This window comes from Dielma fastidiosa (assembly GCF_003475485.1).
GTDB classification, from domain to species: domain Bacteria; phylum Bacillota_I; class Bacilli_A; order Erysipelotrichales; family Erysipelotrichaceae; genus Dielma; species Dielma fastidiosa.
On sequence record NZ_QRQL01000003.1, the window covers coordinates 23,903 to 41,167 of the forward strand.

The following is a 17,265-nucleotide window of genomic DNA, read 5'->3' on the forward strand; positions in this document are numbered from 1 at the left end:
ATTTCAGCATTGTTTGCGTTAGAATAATAAAGAAGAAAGAAGGGATTTAAATGAAAGTATTAGCATTTATGGCTGATGGCTTTGAAGAAGTTGAATGTCTGGCGGTTGTGGATGTACTGCGCCGTGCCGACATTGATACAGAATTAATTTCAATTAATAATCAGGCAAGCGTCTGCGGTTCGCATCAGATTGAAATAAAAGCAGATAAAACTTTAAAGGAAGCGGATCTTGATCATGCCGATGTATTATTTTTACCTGGCGGGTTACCGGGAACTACTAATTTAGCTGCTTGTGAGCCGCTGTGTGAGGCATTGGTTAAGGCAGCTGCTGACGGCCGCCGGCTTGCCGCAATCTGTGCCGGGCCAAGTGTACTCGGCAAATTAGGCTTGCTTAAGGGGAAGTATGCGACATGTTTTCCAACCTTTGAGGATCAGCTGATCGGTGCTGAATATACAAGACAGGGTGTAATTACCGATGGCATGATCACAACCGCCCGCGGTTTAGGCTACGCGCTTGATCTTGGCCTTGAATTAGTCCGTTTGATTCAGGGTGAAGATAAGGCTAAAGCTGTTAAGGCATCGATTCAATACGATCAGTGTTAATAAAATTGAAGATCCAAGAAATCTCATGGCAGCGGCTGTGAGATTTTATTTTATCTGTTATATTTGCTGAAAGCTGAGTTATAAATTAAAAATTTATACTAAAAAAGGTTCCATTCATCGATAGATTTACCATAATTCTATATTTTAGTGTATAATAATGAAGAGTATGGATGAATGAAAATAGTACATAAATGATACAATCAGGTGACAAATGAAAGAATATATATTAAAAACCATGGATGACGGCCATGTGATAACTGTGCGTGATGTACAGATGGTTTTGCTTGAAATGCTTAAAATGATTGATAAAATATCCAAGGACTACGATATTCCTTATTATTTAGTTGGCGGCAGTGCTTTAGGCGCAATCCGTCATAAAGGGTTTATTCCTTGGGATGATGATGCCGACATTGCCATGATGCGTGAAGATTATGAAAAATTCTTAAAAATTCTGCCGGTTGCTTTGCCTGAGGGATATATGTTTCAGTGTTTCGATACTCATCAGGAATATACTGTCACGATACCGGCGATGAAAATACGCAAGAAGCATACTTACGTTAAAGAAGCGAATACTTTATTGGCTAATAAATGTCAGGATGGCGATGGTTTGTTTATCGATGTCTTCATCATTGATTATGTCAGTGAGCGCAAAGTCGTGGATTTAATTCATCGAATCGGCAATGACGCGCTGATGCCGCTGATTACACTTTGTGAGAATCTGCATATGAATCCGCTGGGATTGAAAAAGCTGTTTGTGAATCACGCGAAGCGGTATGGTGAAAAAGCGAAGGGCAGTCCGCTGATCGGTTATGATCTGACATGGACTTTCTATTCACCGTTTAAACCTATCGTATATCCTAAATCAATGATTTATCCGACCCGCTATGTACCGTTTGAGGATACGATGCTGCCGGTCCCAAATAAGGCGGAGGAATATTTGAAAATTGAAATTGGTGAGACTTATATGCAGTATCCTGCAGAAAAGGATCAGCAGCCCAAGCATATTATTGATATTAAACTTTAAGGAGGTGCCTTATGAGTTATGTGCCAAAGAAAAAATTAAAGGTGAAATGGAAAGTCGCAGTCCCTTTCTTTACCTTGATTATTCTTGTTGTATATCTTGTTTTTAATCTGTTGATATCACCGGATAAAGGAAATGACAACGGTTATACGATCTGTGGTTTTACACCTTCTAAAACGGCTTCTTTTATTAATAAAACGTTTGAGAATCAATATGAGATCAGCGACTATTTTTATTATGGTGAAACGCTGAATCTTTTGAAACAGCCTTATGATGTGCTGACTGCTGATGAAATGGTCGGCAAGACATTAAAGCTGGTTGATATTTGTACCGGCAAGGAATTAATGTTCTCGCTTGAAAATAAGGCGGATCATCAGTTGAATCTGGCAGAGGTTGAGAATGGTTTTTATGAGGTCTATTTAGTATATAATCTAAGCGATCAGCGGATTGTTATGAAGGAGCCATTAAAGGATGTTTTTCATACGGTTACCCGCAATAATGCCAGTAAGAAGGTAGAATTAATTGCGGATAAGGGAATTCTTAATGATGAGGAAACACTGCTTGATCAGAATTATATGTTCATCAATGTAACCAGTGATACGGTTCAGCATGATTCAGTGGATATTATGCTTGATCCGGCGGGCGGCAATGATGATTATGGCATGGGTGTCGATTGGGGTTATGATGCCAATGGCCTGAATGAGAATGATGAAATGTATGCCGCAGCTCTAGCATTAAAAGAAAAGCTGGAAGGCTATGGCTTTACGGTGGGAATTACCAAGGACAGCATCAAACAGGAAATTAATACATATGGATTAAATGGCAGATTATATAAGGCTTATGAAAAAAATGCTAAGTATTATATCAATCTTCAGTTTAATTCTTCCTCTTACAATTATTTGAATGGTATGGAGGTTTATTACTCAAATTATGCTTCATCAACATTGGCGAATCAGCTGTTGTTTGATATGAAGAAAAATATTGATCTTGACGGCAGCTCGCTTTATACTTCAGGAACCAGTGTTGATGGTGTTGTACCGCCGGTATTGGCTGAGGGTGATGACGGACGCGCGGTCTATGACAGTATTCTTCAGATTCGTGAGGCTGGCGGTGTTGCCACTCAGGCAGGCATGATATCTGAGCGTTCACGCACTGAAAATTCTTTTGCGACAGCGAATAAGCATGGAATGCAGGCGGTAGTGATTAAATATCTGTATATTTCCAATGATGAGGATGCCGAGTTCTGGAAAACTAATTTTGATAAAATCATCAGTGAGACAGCGAATTCAATCGCCTCTTACTTGAAAGTTACAAAGGAATAAGGGTATGCAATATCAAATAAATAAAGGAACAAAAGGCTTCGGCGCGAATATTCTGTTTGAAAATATTCAGTTCGAGGTTAAGAATAATGAAAAAATCGCGGTAATCGGCGCTAATGGCTGCGGCAAAACAACGCTGATGAAGATTATCGCCAGTGAAGAGGAGCTTGATTCAGGAACGATTCATAAGGCTGGCAGCTGCCGGATCGGTTATCTGGCACAGACGACCTTTACCAGTGAATCACGCACTGTACAGGAAGAATTGAATGAGGTTTTTAAAGATGTAGAAATCATGCAGAAGCAGCTGAATGAAATGACTGAGGCGATGGTTTATGACCATTCTCAGGAGCTGCTTGACCGCTATGCCGACCTTCAGCATCGTTTTGAAGAACGGGGCGGTTATACGGTTCAGTCAGATATTTTAAATATCTTTACAAGGTTTGGCTTCCATGAAGAAGATCTTCAGCGTGAGGTGCAGACTTTTTCCGGCGGTCAGAAAACCCGTATCGCGTTTGTGAAGCTGCTGCTGTCAGCTCCGGATATTCTTTTGCTGGATGAACCGACCAACCATCTTGATCTGGAAACCATTGAATGGCTTGAAGGCTATGTGAAACGTTATCCGAAGGCGGTTGTGCTGGTTTCTCATGACCGTACTTTTATCGATAACGTGGCTGATGAAATCTATGAGATAGAATATGGTGTGATGCGCCGTTATGTCGGCAATTATTCATCCTACGTCAAACAGAAGGATAATGATATTGAGCGGCAGAAATCAGCCTATGCCCGTCAGCAAAAAGAAATTGAGCGGATGGAGGCTTTGATTGAGAAGTTCCGTTATAAGAAAAATAAGGCGGCATTTGCACAGTCTAAAATAAAATATCTGGATCGCATGGAACGCATTGAAGATCCAAAAGAAAGTAAGAAGTCATTTAAGGCCAGCTTTACTTCAAGAATCCGCGGCGGCAAACGGGTGCTTACCGTTGAAGAATTAAAAATTGGTTATGATCATGAGCTTTGTACGATCAATCTTGAGGTAATGCAGGGTCAGCGGGTAGCGGTAATTGGGCCTAATGGTAAGGGTAAATCAACCTTTGTGAAAACCGTTATGGGTAAAATTCCAAGTCTGGGCGGTTCAGTGATGCTCGGTCATCAGATTGAACCCGGCTATTTTGATCAGGAGCTGGCGCAGTTTAATACGGCAAATACAATTCTTGAGGAAGTCTGGAATGATTTCCCTGATCTGACCCGTACAGAAGTAAGAAGCGCGTTAGGCTGTTTTCTATTTACCGGTGATGAGGTGTTTAAAACCGTTGATTGTTTATCCGGCGGTGAGAAGGTGCGTCTAAGCTTAGTGAAGCTGATGCTTTCGCAGCCTAACTTTTTGGTTATGGACGAACCGACCAATCACTTGGATTTATTGGGCAAGGAAGCATTGGAGAAAAGTCTTTCTGAATATGACGGCACAATGCTGTTTGTCTCACATGACCGTTATTTTATTTCCAAACTGGCGACGGCGATTCTGCATATTGATGAAAACGGCGCGGTTTATACACCGATGAATTATCATGATTACATCGAAGGAAATAAGGTTGTTGAAGAAAATCAGGTTAAAGTGAGTCATCAGGAGAAAAAGAGCAAACCAGTGAATCTGAATATCGGCAAAGAAATCGCTAAGCTGGAGAAAAAGATCGCGGCTAAGGAAGAAGAAATTGAAGCCCTGCGTGAGCTGCGCTTTGATCCTGAATATTATCATGATTATCAGAAAATGAATGAATTGGATAATCAGATTGATGAAGTGAATAATGAAATAGAGAATTTAATGGCGCAGTGGGAAGAATACAGTGAGGCGCTTGAACAATGATGGAGAAAAAGCTGAAGGAGGCTGAATTCGCGTTATTGCTGATGCTGCTGGGACTGCCCTGTCTGCTTAGAATCTATATGGTAAATATCAATATTTTCTGGCTGCTTTTGGCAATCATTGATGCCGCCTCTGCTCAATATCTTGATGAGGCTTATATCGTTAAGCATATGGAGGAAATCACAGCGACAGCGCGCGGCAAAAGAGTCCGTTTCTACATCATAGCCATCATGGTTGGTTATCTTTTGATCGGTTTTAAAAGTTTTTCTTTAATGCTGATTCTGCTGGTGAATGATGTTGTTATCTCAATGCTGAGCGCTTTAAAGATTTTCTTCAATAAAAGCCGATAACGTCTCTTTTAAATTGCTTTAAAGTATGATAAAATAGGCACGTACTTAAATAGGAGGATTATAAAATGGCAAATTGTTTAGTTGCTCAATCTGGTGGACCTACTACCGTTATCAATGCATCACTTGCTGGCGTAGTTAAGGCAAACCAATTAAACCCGGTATATGATATAGTTTATGGCGGTTTGAATGGCATTGAAGGTATTCTTCAAGAAAGACTTGTTGATTTAACGCACATGCCGGATATGGAAAATCGTATCCTTCGTCAAACTCCATCTTCAGCATTAGGCTCATGCCGTTATAAATTAAAGAGAGATGACGAAACTGATTATCGCAAACTGGTAGCAGTTATGGATAAATTCAACATTGAAATCATGTTCTACATCGGCGGTAATGATTCAATGGATACAGTTGATGCATTAAGCCAGTGGGCTAAGAAAAATAATATCGCGAAACGTTTCGTAGGTATTCCTAAGACAGTTGATAATGACCTGATGGTTACTGATCACTGCCCTGGTTTTGCTTCTGCTGCGAAGTTTGTTAATGATGTTGTAACTTCTACATGGCTGGATTACAACGTATACACTCGTTCAGAAGTATTCATTCTTGAAACAATGGGAAGAGATGCTGGCTGGTTAGCTGGTTCTTCTGTAATTTCAGGTAAAGTGGATCTGCTTGTATTGCCTGAAGAAGATTTTGATCAGGAAGTATTCCTTGCAGAAGTTAAAAAATGCATGGAAACAAAGGGTAAATGTTATATCGTTGTCAGCGAGGGCGCGCATTTTGCTGATGGCTCTTATCTGGCTGCTGGCAAGGCAGTTAATGACGGTTTCGGTCACGCTGTATTAGGCGGTGCCGGTAATGCGGTTAAGAATATGATTCTTGAAGCAGGCATTGCACCTCGTGCTAAAGTTCAGGATTTAAGCACTGCACAGCGCTGCGCTAACTATACTCAAAGCTTAGTAGACGTTACAGAAGCCTTTGAATTAGGTATGTCTGCTCATATGAGAAGTGCTGACGGCAAATTTACAGGTCATGTTGTAGGTGTACAGCGTAAACCAGGTGCTGAATATGATGTTGAATTCATCGAAGGTCCAGCTGATCAATTCGCAAACCATGTTAAGCACATTCCTGCTGAATGGATTCTGCCTAACTATGCAGGTTTGAGTCAGGAAGCTTACGATTACTTCAAACCATTAATCGTTGGTGAGCCTGCATTAATCATGAAGGATGGCGTTCCTGCTTATGTGAAGCCATACCACATGAAATAATCTGAATTAAAAAAATGAATAAAAGGTATGAATTGAAGACAGTTCATACCTTTTTATGTGCTTAAGATTTTAATTATACTGATAATTGTGCCAAACATATAAAAAGCTGTCCTGATAGGCAGCTTCTTTCATTATCAGTGATGTATAACAAGAAATACAACATTTGAGATACTGTATCAAAAAGTATACATTATGAGACATCCTTCTTTTTACCATTTTATACCAATTTTTTAACTTTGTAAACACATTTTAGCGTATTTTGTTAATATTACAAACACATTTTAGTGCTTTTTAGACTGTCTTATAAAGTATACTTTGTAAGACAATTTTACCTGTACCGCCATTAGGAAATTGTTGATTGAGGCATTAAAACAAGAGGGGTGGTTGAATGATCGCTGTGAATACTGCTGTTGTTACTAAGAATTACACGTTTTATAAGCAAATGGTACCAATGGTTGAATTATATTTTAAGAAATTGAAGATCAAAACTGATTTTTTGTTATGTAGCGGATTAGCGGAACTGCATGATGTTGCGGAAAAGGGGAAGCGTTTGGATTTAATAGTAATTGAAATCAGTAATCAGCTGCCGATTGATGACATCCAAGCCTTTATGGACGCTGATCAGTCTGCTGAATATATGCTTATCAGTGATGACAAGATTGTTGATTCCGCAGCTGTGAGGAATGGCAATCTGATTTATCGCAATCTCACACAAAATAATGTGAATCACATACTCAGCAGGCTGACAGATAAAACAAATATGGCAAAGCATTTACTGGTTCCCGTGGCTGGCTGCAGCCGTGTTGTCGCGGTCGATAAAATCGTATATGCGGAAATAATGAAAAGAACGCTTACGCTGCATTTAGAATCTGAAATTATTACCTATCAGGGACAACTGGACGTATTGGCGGCTCAGCTGCCCAAAACCAATTTTTTCAGATGTCATCGATCATATCTGGTTAATTTGGATTATGTAACTGGCATCAGGCGTTATGATTTTATCTTAAATGATGACATATACGTTCCAATTGCTAAGGGAACATGGAAAAAAGCGTCAGAAGCTTTATTGCAGTTTATTCGATAGCTTTAAACTGTATCAAACAGTTAAAGATAAATCTAGGAGGAAAATTATGAGTACATTTAATAATCCAAAATCAAACTTTGGTGATTTGGCAAAGAAAATGGGGATTGGGGGTAATGAGGAGAAACCGCAGCTGAGAACTGCGCCGCCGCTTACCAGTACAGTGAAGAAGAATACGGCTACTGTTATTTCATCCGATGTTGTGATTATCGGTAATATTAAAAGCCGTGAAGATTTTGAATTAAATGGTGAAGTGGTGGGTGATATTGAATCACAGGGTACGATCCGTATCAATGGTAAGGTGAAAGGTGATGTAAAGGCACTGAATGTACTTTTTCAGCATGCTTCTTATACAGGGAATATTGTATCTGAAAGTAAGATCATGATTGATTGTGATACATCGATTACCGGTGATATATCAGCTAAAACGGTAACGATTGATGGCTATTTAAAGGGGAATACGGTTGCTGATGAAGAGGTGACCATTAAAGCGCAGGCGGTTGTGCAGGGTAATATAACAGCCAGACAGATCAGCATCGCGCAGGGCGCGCAGATTGTCGGCAGCATTGAAACGAAGGCGACGCCTGAACCGTCAGAGATTGAAGTAGATCACTCAGCTTTCATCGATGAAACGACAAGCTCTATTTTGGCGAGCATGGAAAATGAGGAAGAGCCGGAAGCTTCTTCAGAAGTAATTGCTTAAGATTATATCAATGACAATAACTATATGCAAAGGGCAGCTTGGCTGCCCTTGTATTTTGATGTCAATCTTTGTTTTTGATTAAAACCCGGATTCTGAAATAGAACCGAGGCTGTACCTTTGAATAATCAACACGGACTAAAAAACCGGTAACATCACTGCCTAAAGTATAATGATGCTCATTAATATAATTACGAATAGGTATTAAACAAGAAGCATCCAAAGCGTGAATGTTATCAACTTCAATGATTGCTGAACAATAATATCCGCTGGGGAACTGAACGATTTTTGGGGTAAGCGGCAGATCTGCCCGCTTAACAAACCACTGAAAAGTTCCGATGCCTGCTTTGATAGGGATTTTACCATGAGTTGTCATAGTCAACTCATTTTTATCTATATTTAAGGTTATCGTACACATATTGATATTCTGCAGCCATTTTGTCAGTATTTCTGAGTCAGGGCCGTCAGCAAGATAGATATCATATTTAGTTTCCTCATAATATTCAATTTCAACACGATTCAGATTGGCTTTGCTGAGCTCTTGATGCTGTTTCGTTTTTTTCAGTGAATCAACCCGTTTTTTTAAACGCTCGATTTCAGCTTCAGTTTCGGCAATTTGCTGGTCGTAGAGAGCAACCTGATAATCGGATTCAAGAGTATCAAAAGCGTGGCGGATATGTTCCAAAGGCATGCCATAATCACGAAGCTGCCGGATATAAAGAAGGATATATACATCCTCTTCACTATATTCATAATACCCATTATCCGCCTGTATGGGACGCAGCAGCCCCTTTAACCGATAAGATCGGATGGTTTCCTTATTAATATGTGTGCGGTTTGATAATTCCTGAATATTCATATTTTCACCAACCTTGTATTGACTCTGTAATAAATACAGAGTTTATAGTTATTATAGCATTTGTTAAACAAATAGCAAATAGGAGGGACGATATGAAGAAATTAAGTGTATTGTTTATTTCTTTCGTGATGGCAGTCACATTAAGTGCCTGCTCCACAGCGCCTGCCAGTAGTGAAACTGCTTATAAAGCAGGTACATATACTGGCTCTGCACAAGGCATGAACGGCGAGGTAGTCGTTGAAGTTGAAGTCAGCGATGATGCGATTCTAAGTGTAAAGATTACGGATGAAAATGAAACCGATGGTATTTCTGATCCGGCGATTGAAACACTGCCGGCAGAAATTGTTGAGTATCAGTCATTGGGACTTGATACAATTACCGGCTGTACAGTAACCAGTACCGCAATTCTTGAGGCGGCGGCCAAGGCTCTTGAATCAGCTGGTGCCGACTTAGCAAGCTTACAGAAACCGGTAGAGAAAATTGCCGGCGAAACGATTGAAAAAACCGCGGATGTAATTGTTGTTGGCGGCGGCGGTGCCGGTATATCAGCGGCAGCTACGGTCGCATCAGAAGGAAAAACAGTTATTTTAATTGAAAAAACTGCAGCTTTGGGCGGCAATACATTAGCCTCCGGCGGCGTATGGAATGCGGTTAATGCTGAATTAGACGCATTGACACCTTCAGATGAAGGACGGCTCTCTACGCTGAGAACGTATCTTGAATATGATGAGAATCTGTTTGTCGGTGAATTTAAAAACACTTACAGCACATTGAAGCAGCAGATTAACGATTATTTAAGCGGTGATACTTCTACATTATTTGATTCCGTAGAATTCCACTTGATTCAGAGTTATCTAGGCGGTTTGAGAGAAGATCTTGACGGCAATACGATTTATGGCAGCTATGATTTATTGAATACGCTTGTTACGAATAGTGACGCGACAATTTCTTGGCTGAAAGAAACTGCCGGTTCTGAATTCAATAATACATTATCCGAGCCAATTGGTTCATTATGGCTGAGATCACAGACACCAAAGACATCAAAGCAGGTAGATTTCTTTGATAAACCGGCGGCTTATGTAGAAAAGAATGGCGGCGAGATTATCTATCAGACCACTGCCGATGAATTATATGTGGAAAATGGCAGAATTGTCGGTGTGCATGCTGTGAAAAATGATGGAACTGAAGTGATTCTGCATGCTAATAATGGTGTTATACTTGCGACTGGCGGTTTTGCCGGAAATACCGAAATGGTAATGAAGTATGATAATTATTGGGGTGATGATCTGTATGCGTCAATTGGTTCAACCAATGTATCCTCAACCGTAGGAGAAGGAATTATCATGGCTCAAAAGGCTGCTGATGCTGATGTAACCGGCATGGAATTTACCCAGCTGATGCCGATTGGCTTTGCGTCAAATGGCCGTCTTGCTTTAGGTAATGGCACCAATGTAATGTATGTGACACCGGAAGGTAAACGTTTTGTCGATGAATATGCGGAACGTGATGTTATTTCCAAGGCTGCTTTTGCTAATGGCGGTGAACAGGGACTCTTCTATGAAATTGGTTTAAAGTCTAATGTAGCATTATGGCAGGATGAAGACTGCTATGAAGCATCAAGCATTGAAGAACTGGCAAAACTGATCAATATGGACCCTGCTGTTTTAACAGCTGAGGTTGAAAAATATAACGGCTATGCAGACGCAGGTCTTGATGCTGATTTTGGCAAGACGGTATTTACTACCAAAATTGAAACCAGCGGTGATGATGTTTATGTTGCCCGTGCTATGAAACCATCATTGCATCACACAATGGGCGGTTTGGTTATCGATACTTTGTGTCATGTTTATAATCAGTCAGGCGAGGTTATTCCTGGTTTATATGCGGCTGGTGAAGTGACCGGCGGTATCCATGCGGGAAATCGTTTAGGCGGTAATGCAATCGCGGATATTTATACTTTCGGACATATTGCCGGACAAAGTGCCGCAAATGCCAATTAATGATTAAACACAGAATCCTTTCTTAATGAAGGGATTCTTTTTTTGACTAATATATTTATATGGTCAATATTTTGTTGACAGAAGCACACGAAAGTAGTAAACTCTAAACATGACTAATTTTATTTAATGGTCATTTATAGGAGGGCTTATGAACAAAATAGTTAAACGATTACTCATTGGTATCGCGTGTGTAGCAGTTGTCCTTGTGGGCGGTTTCTATGCCATGTTCCATAATGAACTGGCAACGCTTCAGTCAATGAAAAAAGTAGATGATTACGCATTATATACAATGGAATATAAAGGCGATTATGGTTTTGATGATTTTCTGGCCACCGGCGCCAGTACGGATGCTGAACTGATTCAATTTGTATCCACAAAGCTTTTAAAAGGAATCCCAGTAGAATTCAGCATTCCTAATCTTGGCTGCTCAACCTTTAACGCGGCCACACCGGACGGCGCAAAAATATTTGGCAGAAATTTTGATTTAACATATTCACCGGCTTTATTTGTAAAAACGCAGCCAGATAATGGCTATGCTTCTTTCTCAACGGTTAATTTAGGCTTTTTAGGCTATAATGAAGAAAAATTGCCGGATGGCTTATTGTCAAGCATTATTACGTTGGCGGCTCCTTATGCACCGCTTGATGGCATTAATGAAAAGGGCTTGGCCATCGGTGTATTGCTGATACCAACGGAGGCAACGAATCAGCAAACTGATAAAATTGATATCACTACGACGACAGCGGTGCGAATGGTATTGGATAAGGCGGCCACGGTTGATGAAGCAGTTGCTTTGTTAAAACAATATGATATGCACTCATCCGCAAACAGCAGCTATCATTTCCAAATTGCTGATGCTAATGGTAAATCAGTTGTCGTGGAATATGTTGATAATGAAATAAGTGTTGTTGAAATGGACGGCAATTGGCAGGCAGCCACAAACTTTCTGCTGACACCGGGTGATTATGACTTTGGCAAGGGGCAGGATCGCTATGCAACTTTGGAGAAGACACTGACAGGGAATAAAGGTATTTTGAGTGAGGCTGAAGGCATGAATCTGCTTAAAGCTGTTTCTCAGCCGCTGCATCTTAATGATGACAATGAAATGACAGGAACACAGTGGTCAATCATTTATAATCAGAGTGAATTGAGTGCTACAATCAGTATCGGGATGAAATATGATACTCCGTATACGTACAATTTGAACAAATAAGGAAGGGAACACGGACAGCAAAATGCTGAAAGTGTTCTTTTTGCTTGAAATAATGAAAAAATATGAAAATTAAAACAAATATTGTAAAAACGTGTGAAAATAGGCGATAAACATTATGGAAATACAGGAAAATAATGTTATACAAGTCACAAAAATGTGAATAAGGCTTGTAAAATCAAGGGTTGTTATGTATAATGATTACATTATCAATATAAGTTGATAGGAGGGAATTCTTTAATGAAAAAGTTAGTAGCAGTTTGTATGGTTGCGCTAATGGCTTTAGCTGGATGCAGCAGTAACGGCAACGGTAATGGCAATGGTGATGCCAATAACGGTGGCTCTGCAAATGCAGGTAAAGAGTTAGTTGTCGCAACATTTGATATGAACGGTGATTTCCACCAATCTGAAGGTTTCGGAAATAGTTCATATGACAAGAATGTTCGTGATTTAATTCATGGATATTCACCGGTTGCTTTCACATCTGAAGGTGAATGGATCGTTGATGAAACAGTTGTTAAAGAACTTGTTAAATCTGAAGATGCTGATGGCAACACAGTTTATACATGGACTTTAAATGATGGTTTAAAATGGAATGACGGCGAACCAGTAACCGCTGATGATTATGTATTTGCTTATTTAGTAGCAGGTTCTCCGCAATTAGTTGCCGCTGGTGCATCTGATTCAACAGGTGAAAACTTCGTTGATTATGCTGCATATCACACAGGTGAAACTGATGTTTTAGGCGGTGTTAAGAAGATTGATGACATGACATTCTCAGTAACCGTGTCTAAAGATCGTTTACCATATTTCTGGGAACTGAGCTTCATGCGTGTTTATCCATATCCAATGCACACATTAGCACCAGATGCTACTATTGAATCAACTGATGAAGGTTCTAAATTAGTGGGCGATCTGGCTGAAGCAGTTAATAAATTTGCAACTGATCATCGTTTCGCACCAACAGTAAGCTGCGGACCTTACAGCTTTATCTCATTTGAAAACAAACAAGTTAAACTTGTTAAAAATGATAACTTCGCAGGTACATGGGATAAGAAAACTCCATCTATCGAAACAATCATCGTAAAGACAGTAAATGCTACATTAGATGTTGATATGCTGGTTAATGGTGAAGTTGACATCGTTCAAGGTGTTGTAGAAGGCGACAAGATCGAAAAAGCAAAAGCTGCTGAAAATGTTCAGGAATCTACTTATGCTCGTAACGGTTACGGAAACGTTCCTATGCACACAGACTTCGGTGCTACTAAAGAAAAAGAAGTACGTCACGCTATCGCCTACATTCTGGATAAAGATGATTTGATCAACAATATCCTTGGCGGTTACGGTACAACTGTTAACTCTGACTATGCTACTGCATACTGGACTTATCAAGTTAAGAAAGCTGAATTGGATTCTAAGCTAATCAACTACGCTTTCTCAATCGATAAAGCAAATGCTGAATTAGACAATTCTTCATACAAGTTTGAAGCTGATGGTGTTACTCCTTGGGATGTAACTAAAGCTGGTGAAGGTTATTACCGTCACAACGCTGCTGGTGAAGAATTAGCTATTACTCACTTAGGTACTAATGACAACCCAGTAACTGATACAATCGAACTGCAGCTGAAACAAAATGCACCTAAGGTTGGTATCCATTTCAATATCGAAAGAACTGACTTTGCAGGTCTGTTAGATGCTTACTATTATGGCGGAGCTAAGCCGGACAGTGAAAGAAAATACAACACTTTCAACATGGCTAACAACTTCTCTGACGCACCAGACCCTTACTATTCTTCATATGCATGTGATTTTGCAGGAACACCATCAAATCCTACAAATACATGTGATCCTGAACTTGATGAAATCATTCAACGTTTAAGACATACGCCTTCTGAAGATACTGAAACGTTTGCGGACATTTGGGTTGAATATCAGGTTAAGTGGAATGATATTATGCCGATGGTTCCAATTTATGCAAACCAATACTATGATTTTGCTGATGCTGATCTGAATGGCTTTAATACTACTCCATTTGCTTCTTGGGCACAAATTATTTGTGACATGAGCTGGAAATAGTCTTAAAAAATAAAAGTTAAGTTTATGCAGAGAAGATAGTAGAGAAATTTACTATCTTCTTTGTTGCTGTTATTGCTTGAAAGGAGGAGCAACATGATAAAGTACTCAATCAAGAGAATTTTCTCGCTGATTCCGGTAGTATTTGCGATATCCATTGTATTGTTCGGATTAAACAAATTAATGCCTGGTGATCCAGTTGCGATGATGATTCCAACAAATACGCGTCCTGATCAATACGAACTCGTATATGCTGCGATTGAAGAAAATTTGGGGCTGGATAAACCAGTGCCTGTGCAATATGTTAACTGGGTGAGGAATGTCGCTCAAGGTGAACTTGGTTACTCTACTACATATAACAAGCCAGTTAAAGATGTTTTAGCTGAGCCATTGAAGAACACTGTAATTTTGAATGGTTTTGTTTTGTTATTTTCACTGACAATCTCTATTTTTGCCGGAATATGGTCGGCGATTAAACGAGGGAAATTTATTGATCAGTTCTGGCAGGTATTCTCGCTGATCGGTATGAGTATGCCGTCATTCTTTATTGGTTTATGTTTAATTTCGATTTTCGCATTTAAATTAAAATGGGTGCCGTCAAATGGTATGCCAACCGATCTTACTGATTTAGTGGCTTGGGCACGTTATTTAGTATTGCCGGTCGCAACCTTAACAATCATGAGTTTGGCCGGAACGATTCGTTATGTGCGCAACGCCATGCTTGACGCTTTGAGTCAGGATTATATTCGTACAGCACGTTCAAAAGGTTTGAGCGAAAAGGTAGTCATCTATTCGCATGCTTTTCGTAATGCCTTGATTCCTATCATTACGGTAGTTATCGCTCAAATTGGCGCATTATTCTCAGGTTCAATGGTAGCGGAACAGATCTTCTCATGGAATGGTCTTGGCCGTGTCCTTGTAACGGCGCTGAATCGTCGTGATTCAATGACGGTTATCGCTTTGAATATGTTCTATGCAATTATTTATTTAGTGTCGAATTTTGTCTGCGACTTAGCTTACGCGCTTGTAGACCCACGTATCAAACTTGATTAAGGAGAGCAAAATATGGATAAAAAGAAAAATATATTTTCAAGAATGCTGAGCTCTTTCACGTCAATGTTTGCTGGTTTATTCTCACCTAAAGCAAGAAAAAGCATGAATGGGTTAAGCGTGTTGGAGGAAGAAGCGATTACTTCGCCGACTAAAGTTGTTTGGAAGAATTTTATTAATGATAAATTAGCACGTATTGGATTGATTGGATTTGTTGCAATCCTGTGTTTCTCTTTCATCGGATCAATTATGTTCCCGATGGATGCTTTAAATACTGAGGCGGTCATTAAGAACGTTCAGCCTGGTAAGGGTTATTTGAGCGTAAGTGATCAGCTTGTCAAGGAAGGGGTTAAGGATATTCGTTCCGGTATCACTTTCTCAATTGGTTTGTCTAACGAAGGTAATTTATACGGATGGGGTATTGATCAGGAAGGAAGCCTGAATATCCCTGATGATGTAAAATCACGTAAAATTGAGAAAATTTCGATTGGTGATAAGCATGTACTGGCACTGTCAGATACTGGAAAGCTTTATGCCTGGGGTTACAACAACTTCAATCAGGGCGAAGTGCCTGTTGAAATGAAGGGTTTATTTGAAATGGAAAAGATTCAGGATATTTTTGCTGGTGAGCAATATTCTGCTGTCTTAACCAAAAAGGGAAATTTGTATATCTGGGGCAGTGTCTTATCCAGTAAATTGGATATCATCCCGGAAGAGTACCAAGGCCGTATTGTCGATATGAAGGGTTCAAGCTATAACATGCTGCTGCTTCTTGATGATGGTACAGTAGGTACATTAGGTGTTGCGGGTAATGACTTCTCCGCAGTGCCGGAAGAATTAAAAGATGGTTCAGTAAAGGCAACGCAAATCGCTATTTCATTCCGTAATGGTCTGGTATTAGATGATCAGGGTAAACTGCATGTTTGGGGTTCCCGTGATAAGCATTGTCTGGAAATGCCTGAAATTGATGAAAAGATTGTAGAAATTCAAAGCGGTAAGAACAGCTTCTACGCACTCGGCGAAAGCGGTACGGTTTATACTTGGGGTACAAACGATTTGGGTGAACAGAATGTTCCGTCAAATTTAAAAGCGACAGCGATCTATGGCGATTACTTCCAGGTATATGCGTTGCAGGAAAATGGCAAAGTAGCGACATGGGGTAATGACGGTTATACGTTAGGTACTGATGAACAGGGCCGTGACCTGCTGACGCGTTTAATCCACGGCGGTAAGGTAACCTTAATCGTAGGTTTCATCGCCTGCTTGATTCAGGGGGTTATCGGTATCATCGTCGGCATGATTTCTGGTTTTAAAGGCGGCTGGGTTGATAACCTGATGATGCGTCTGACAGAAATCATTTCTTCAATTCCATTTATGCCATTGGTTATCACATTATCCGCATTCTTATCTACGGATATGACCAGTGATCAGAAAATGTATTTGATTATGTTTATTCTTGGATGTATTTCATGGCCGGGCCTGGCACGTTTGATTCGTGGTCAGATCCTGATTGAACGTGAGAAAGACTTCGTACTGGCTGCCCGTGCTCTTGGTATTAAAGAAGCCGGCATCATGGTACGTCACATCCTGCCAAACGTTTTAAATATTTGTATTGTTAATATTACATTGAGTTATGCTTCTAACATGCTGACTGAATCTGCATTGTCCTTCTTGGGATTCGGTGTTCAGCCGCCTATGCCTTCTTGGGGTAATATGCTGACGAATGCACAGAAGATGACGGTTATCGAGCTCTACTGGTGGCAGTGGATTTTACCGGCTCTTTGTATCTTTATCGCTGCCTTCTCTATCAACCTGATAGGTGATGGCTTGCGTGCTGCCCTTGATCCAAAGGCTAATGAAAAGTAGGTGTAAAT

General features: G+C 40.1%; 14 protein-coding genes. 13 read left to right on the top strand and 1 reads right to left on the bottom strand.

The window, feature by feature from the left end; translation table 11 throughout:
- Window positions 1-50 precede the first annotated feature (50 nt).
- The 8 genes from DWZ33_RS08110 to DWZ33_RS08145 all read left to right on the top strand — a co-directional run bounded on the left by DWZ33_RS08110 (window position 51) and on the right by DWZ33_RS08145 (window position 8,202).
- The gene (locus tag DWZ33_RS08110) at window positions 51-602 is read left to right on the top strand and encodes a DJ-1 family glyoxalase III (protein ID WP_118454461.1); all 552 of its coding nucleotides are present in this window, start codon (window positions 51-53) and stop codon (window positions 600-602) included.
- 211 nt (window positions 603-813) lie between these two features.
- The gene (locus DWZ33_RS08115; RefSeq protein ID WP_118454462.1) at window positions 814-1,626 is read left to right on the top strand and encodes a LicD family protein; all 813 of its coding nucleotides are present in this window, start codon (window positions 814-816) and stop codon (window positions 1,624-1,626) included.
- Between the two features lie 11 nt (window positions 1,627-1,637).
- Window positions 1,638-2,945: an N-acetylmuramoyl-L-alanine amidase gene (locus DWZ33_RS08120; RefSeq protein ID WP_022938152.1), complete on the top strand. Its 1,308-nt coding sequence runs from the start codon at window positions 1,638-1,640 to the stop codon at window positions 2,943-2,945.
- Between the two features lie 4 nt (window positions 2,946-2,949).
- On the top strand, window positions 2,950-4,803 hold the full coding sequence (locus tag DWZ33_RS08125; RefSeq protein WP_118454463.1) for an ABC-F family ATP-binding cassette domain-containing protein: 1,854 nt from the start codon (window positions 2,950-2,952) through the stop codon (window positions 4,801-4,803).
- The gene (locus DWZ33_RS08130) at window positions 4,800-5,150 is read left to right on the top strand and encodes a hypothetical protein (RefSeq protein WP_022938150.1); all 351 of its coding nucleotides are present in this window, start codon (window positions 4,800-4,802) and stop codon (window positions 5,148-5,150) included. Before DWZ33_RS08125 ends, DWZ33_RS08130 begins: the two co-directional genes overlap by 4 nt.
- 65 nt (window positions 5,151-5,215) lie before the next feature.
- Window positions 5,216-6,418, top strand: coding sequence for a diphosphate--fructose-6-phosphate 1-phosphotransferase (locus tag DWZ33_RS08135; protein ID WP_022938149.1), 1,203 nt, complete (start codon window positions 5,216-5,218; stop codon window positions 6,416-6,418).
- 388 nt (window positions 6,419-6,806) lie between these two features.
- Complete coding sequence (locus DWZ33_RS08140) at window positions 6,807-7,502, top strand: LytR/AlgR family response regulator transcription factor (protein ID WP_118454464.1); 696 nt, start codon at window positions 6,807-6,809, stop codon at window positions 7,500-7,502.
- A 46-nt stretch (window positions 7,503-7,548) separates the two neighbouring features.
- Entirely contained in the window at window positions 7,549-8,202 is a 654-nt protein-coding gene (locus DWZ33_RS08145) for a bactofilin family protein (RefSeq protein ID WP_022938147.1), read from the top strand.
- A 61-nt stretch (window positions 8,203-8,263) separates the two neighbouring features.
- On the opposite strand, the gene DWZ33_RS08150 is transcribed toward DWZ33_RS08145, so the two are convergent.
- The gene (locus tag DWZ33_RS08150; RefSeq protein ID WP_118454466.1) at window positions 8,264-9,058 is read right to left on the bottom strand and encodes a MerR family transcriptional regulator; all 795 of its coding nucleotides are present in this window, start codon (window positions 9,056-9,058) and stop codon (window positions 8,264-8,266) included.
- Window positions 9,059-9,150: 92 nt separating this feature from the next.
- Between DWZ33_RS08150 and DWZ33_RS08155 the strand changes: the two genes are divergently transcribed.
- The 5 genes from DWZ33_RS08155 to DWZ33_RS08175 all read left to right on the top strand — a co-directional run bounded on the left by DWZ33_RS08155 (window position 9,151) and on the right by DWZ33_RS08175 (window position 17,257).
- On the top strand, window positions 9,151-11,058 hold the full coding sequence (locus DWZ33_RS08155; protein WP_118454467.1) for an FAD-binding protein: 1,908 nt from the start codon (window positions 9,151-9,153) through the stop codon (window positions 11,056-11,058).
- 148 nt (window positions 11,059-11,206) lie between these two features.
- Window positions 11,207-12,271, top strand: a complete 1,065-nt coding sequence (locus DWZ33_RS08160) for a C45 family autoproteolytic acyltransferase/hydrolase (RefSeq protein ID WP_118454468.1) — start codon at window positions 11,207-11,209, stop codon at window positions 12,269-12,271.
- A 237-nt stretch (window positions 12,272-12,508) separates the two neighbouring features.
- Window positions 12,509-14,344 (top strand): ABC transporter substrate-binding protein, encoded by a 1,836-nt coding sequence (locus DWZ33_RS08165; RefSeq protein ID WP_118454469.1) that lies wholly within the window; start codon window positions 12,509-12,511, stop codon window positions 14,342-14,344.
- 93 nt (window positions 14,345-14,437) lie between these two features.
- On the top strand, window positions 14,438-15,394 hold the full coding sequence (locus DWZ33_RS08170) for an ABC transporter permease (protein WP_118454470.1): 957 nt from the start codon (window positions 14,438-14,440) through the stop codon (window positions 15,392-15,394).
- Between the two features lie 12 nt (window positions 15,395-15,406).
- Window positions 15,407-17,257, top strand: coding sequence for an ABC transporter permease subunit (locus DWZ33_RS08175; protein WP_118454471.1), 1,851 nt, complete (start codon window positions 15,407-15,409; stop codon window positions 17,255-17,257).
- The last annotated feature ends 8 nt before the right edge of the window (window positions 17,258-17,265 follow it).